Annotated in this window: 4 protein-coding genes; all 4 read left to right on the top strand. The window is 46.7% G+C overall.

The window, feature by feature from the left end:
• A partial coding sequence (locus HRU21_08975) for a lipid-transfer protein (protein ID NRA42423.1) occupies nt 1-531 on the top strand: 531 nt, incomplete at its 5' end.
• Between the two features lie 2 nt (nt 532-533).
• Nucleotides 534-1,703: a thiolase domain-containing protein gene (locus HRU21_08970; protein ID NRA42422.1), complete on the top strand. Its 1,170-nt coding sequence runs from the start codon at nt 534-536 to the stop codon at nt 1,701-1,703.
• A gap of 149 nt (nt 1,704-1,852) precedes the next feature.
• Nucleotides 1,853-3,493, top strand: coding sequence for an acyl-CoA synthetase (locus tag HRU21_08965; protein ID NRA42421.1), 1,641 nt, complete (start codon nt 1,853-1,855; stop codon nt 3,491-3,493).
• Nucleotides 3,494-3,595: 102 nt separating this feature from the next.
• Entirely contained in the window at nt 3,596-3,937 is a 342-nt protein-coding gene (locus HRU21_08960) for a PilZ domain-containing protein (protein NRA42420.1), read from the top strand.
• The last annotated feature ends 182 nt before the right edge of the window (nt 3,938-4,119 follow it).

The following is a 4,119-nucleotide window of genomic DNA, read 5'->3' as shown; positions in this document are numbered from 1 at the left end:
GGCGATGTGTCGGCAGAAGATGTGCTGAAAGAAGACTACCTAGTTGAGCCACTTCGCAAAAGCGACTGCTGCCCGATCACTGATGGTGCATCGTCACTCATCATGGTAACGCGTGACGTTGCTGATAAACTGATTGCTGACGGTGTGATCGAGAGTGCTGCTTATATCAAAGCTATTGATCACCGTATCGAGCCACATGGCTTAGGCGTACGTGATCTAACCGTGTCTGAATCGACCCGTATTGCCGCTGAAAAAACTGGCGTGGCGAGTGGCGATGTTGATATTGCTGAGCTTTATGCGCCGTTCTCACATCAAGAGATTCTGATTAAAGAAGCATTAGGCTTGGGTGAAAACACCACAGTTAATCCTTCTGGCGGTACTTTGGCTGGACATATCTTTATGACCCATGGCCTTGATCGTATTGGTGAAGTTGCTATGCGCCTGATTAAAGGCGAGGGCAAGCGTGGTGTTGCACATTCTACTTCTGGTGCATGTTTGCAGCAGAACTTAGTAACCGTGTTGGAGGTTTAATCATGGCAGGTCAATTAGCCGCCGTAACTGGTGTTGGTTACTCTGAACGTTTCAACACGATTATTAAAAAGTCTATTGCAGGTCTTGTACGTGAAGCAGCATTGAACGCGCTGAAAGATGCAGGCTGTACCTGGGATGATATTGATGCCGTGATTATCGGTAAGGCACCTGACTTTTTCGAAGGTCATTTAATGCCTGAGCTATACCTTGCTGACGCCTTAGGTTGTGCGGGTAAGCCAATGATGCGTGTGCATACTGCGGGCTCAGTTGGTGGGTCTACCGCTATTGTTGCGGCGCAGCATGTTCAGTCTGGTCAGTTCAAGCGTGTATTAACCGTTTGTTACGAGAAGCAGTCTGAGTCGAATGCCATGTGGGCCTTATCGTCTAAGCAGCCATTTTCTCCGCATTTTAATGCGGGTGCCGGTGGTTTCTTTGCGCCAATCATTCGTGAATACATCCGCCGCTCAGGTGCGCCTGAAGATATCGGTTGTAAGGTCGCGGTGAAGGATCGTATCCACGGTCAGAAAAACCCACACGCACACCTGCAAGAAGAAAATCCACAGTTAGACGAATACTTACAGTCGCCGATGCTTTGGGACCCCATTCGTTTCTCAGAAGTCTGCCCTTCGTCAGACGGTGCTGCAGCGATGGTTATCTCGAATGAAGAGCTGGCTGAAAAATCGCCTAATCCGCCTGCGTGGATTGCCGGTGCGGCCATGCGTTCTGAGCCAACCATGTACGCTTGGCGTGAAGAAGTTAGTCCAGAGGCTGGTAAGCTTTGTGCACAAGATGTGTATCAACAAGCAGGTATCAAAGATCCGCTTAAAGACATCGACTGTGCTGAGATCTACGTACCTTTCTCGTGGTATGAGCCAATGTGGTTAGAAAACCTTGGTTTTGCTGCAGAGGGTGAGGGTTGGAAGCTTACTGAAGACGGCACTACATCACTAGACCAAGGCGGTTCATGCCCTTGGAATATGTCGGGTGGCGTACTGTGTTCTAACCCAATCGGTGCCTCCGGTATGATCCGTTTTGCTGAAACCGCATTACAGGTTCGTGGTATGGCCGGTGACCGTCAGGTGCCAGGTGCTAAAACCTCTATGGGTCAAGCCTATGGCGGCGGTGCGCAATTCTTTGCTATGTGGATTGTGCAGGCCGATAAGCCAGCTTAATCGATGTTGTTTAAAGAAAGTTGAAAAAATGGCAGCGAATCACCCGCTGCCATTTTTTTTTGGCGCAGGGCCGTGTAAAATTGCCTGATTTAACGATTCATAATAAAAGCTATACGTCGAAAGACGCTAACGGATAAGAGAATAAGAGTATGAGCAAAAGCTTTAATATCGCCGATATGTTTGAAATGGTTGCAGATAAAGTGCCTGAGCGTGAGGCATTGGTTTGTGGTGACGATTATCGTGCAACTTTCCAGCAATTTGATGAGCGTTCAACCCAGCTGGCACATTANNTNGCNTCNCAAGGTATTAAGGCCGGCGATCATGTTGGCTTATTTATGTATAACTGCGGTGAATACCTTGAAGGTATGATGGCCTGTTTTAAAGTGCGCGCAGTGCCCATCAATGTTAACTATCGCTATGTGGGCGAAGAGCTATCTTACATTTTCACTAACGCTGATATGGTGGCCTGTATTCATGGTCGCGAATTTATCAATACCATTGATGATATCCGTGCCGACGTGCCTGATATGAAAACCTTTATTTCAGTGGATGACGCTAGTGATCTTGATCTAGCTATTATTGGCGCAGTAGATTACAACGACGCAATTGCTGGCCAGTCGACAGCTCGCGACTTCGGCGAGCGTAGTGATGATGATCTGTTTATTTTGTATACCGGTGGTACAACTGGCTATCCAAAAGGTGTGATGTGGCCACATAAAAATGTCTTTATGGCGGCAATGTCGGGTGGTGGTGCGTTCGCTGGCTCACCTTGTGAAAAGCCAGAAGATATTTTAGATAAAGTTGGTGAGTTTCCCATGGGTGGTATCGCTCTTGCACCGCTGATGCATGGTGCGGCATGGTGGTATGCCTGTATTATGATGTTGGCCGGCAATAAGTTGGTGCTTAACCACCATCGCAGCCTAAAAGGCGAGCAAGTGTGGGGTATTGTTGAGGCCGAAAAACTTAACCTGATTCAAATTGTTGGCGATGCGATGGCGATTCCATTGCTTGAGTCGCTGAAAGAAAATGAAGGTCGCTGGGACTTATCTAGCGTTTTCAATATTGGCTCAGGTGGTGCGGTTTTCTCTGAGGCCAAGCAGCAAGAGTTCAAAGAAGCCTTCCCGAACTGCTTTATTACCAATGCCTTTGGTTCTTCAGAGTCGGGCCAAATGGGCGCTGACTCTGGCGATAAGAAAGATGACAAAGCAGGCCTTGGCAATGTTGTGAAATCGCCGTTTATGGATGTCATTATTACCGAAGAAGACGGCACTTATCGTCATGCACAGCCTGGTGAAGTCGGTGATTTCTCGCGCTCTGGCTATATCCCGCGTGGCTACTATAACGACCCAGTAAAAACGGCTAAAACCTTTGTTGAGGTCGAAGGTAAAACCTGGTTGTTAACGGGTGATCAGGCCAAGCTTGAAGAAGATGGCGCCTCAATGACCATTTATGGCCGTGGTTCTAACTGTATCAACTCAGGTGGTGAGAAGATCTTCCCCGAAGAGGTTGAGCAGGCACTGAAAGCACACCCCGAAATTTACGATACCTTGGTTGTTGCTACGCCGCATGAGCGTTGGGGTGAGCAAGTAACAGCCGTTGTTTCTCTAAAAGAGGGTGTTTCAACGCTAAGCCTTGATAATGTGCAAGAAGAAGCACGTAAGCATATTGCAGGTTATAAAGTACCGCGTGAGATTCATATTGCCGACGAAATTGGTCGCTTACCCAATGGCAAGCCTGATTATAAATGGGCGAAAAGCTTTGCCTTATCAAAGCAGGGCGTTGTGGCCTAGTTCGCGTTTTATTTGCTTATCAAAAAGCCCGCCATGCTGCGGGTTTTTTTATAGCGCAATTCGCGTTAACATCACCGCATATACTTATTTTAGAGGTTTTCTATGCAGGGCGGAAACAAGGGCATTCTGGCAATCAATATTCAAGATGCTGCACAGCTGTATGCGCAGTATATGCCTTTTGTGGATAATGGCGGCTTATTTATCCCTACTAAAAAACAATACAATATGGGTGATGAGGTGTTTATGCTAATCACCTTATTTGACGAACCTGAAAAAATGCCGGTAGCGGGTAAAATTGTCTGGATTACCCCGCAAGGTGCTGAGGGCAATCGACAAAGCGGTATCGGAGTGAAATTTAACGGTGCAGATGAAGTTGCAAAAAATAAGATAGAGACCTTGCTAACCGGCACGCTAAACTCTGATCGGCCGACACATACAATGTAAATTACTTCTTTAAATACCTGATTACTCCAAATACTCACTTTTTAAAGTGTCGATTGCTTAACAAGAGATAAATAGCTCATTCCGTAAAATAGCTGACAATTTTTGTCAGTTTCTTCGTAATTCTGTCGAGTTCACACTTTTACTGTCAAATTTCGATCGTCGGTAGGGGTCTAATGCTCAGT

It is taken from the genome of Pseudomonadales bacterium, from assembly GCA_013215025.1.
Lineage (GTDB): Bacteria > Pseudomonadota > Gammaproteobacteria > Pseudomonadales > DT-91 > DT-91.
This window is presented reverse-complemented; position numbering and strand designations above follow the sequence as displayed.

What these genes read in the sequence shown, in the direction of transcription:
- HRU21_08970 (NRA42422.1), top strand. Translation starts at nt 534, where the DNA reads ATGGCAGGTCAATTAGCCGCCGTAACTGGTGTTGGTTACTCTGAACGT.
- HRU21_08960 (NRA42420.1), top strand. Translation starts at nt 3,596, where the DNA reads ATGCAGGGCGGAAACAAGGGCATTCTGGCAATCAATATTCAAGATGCT.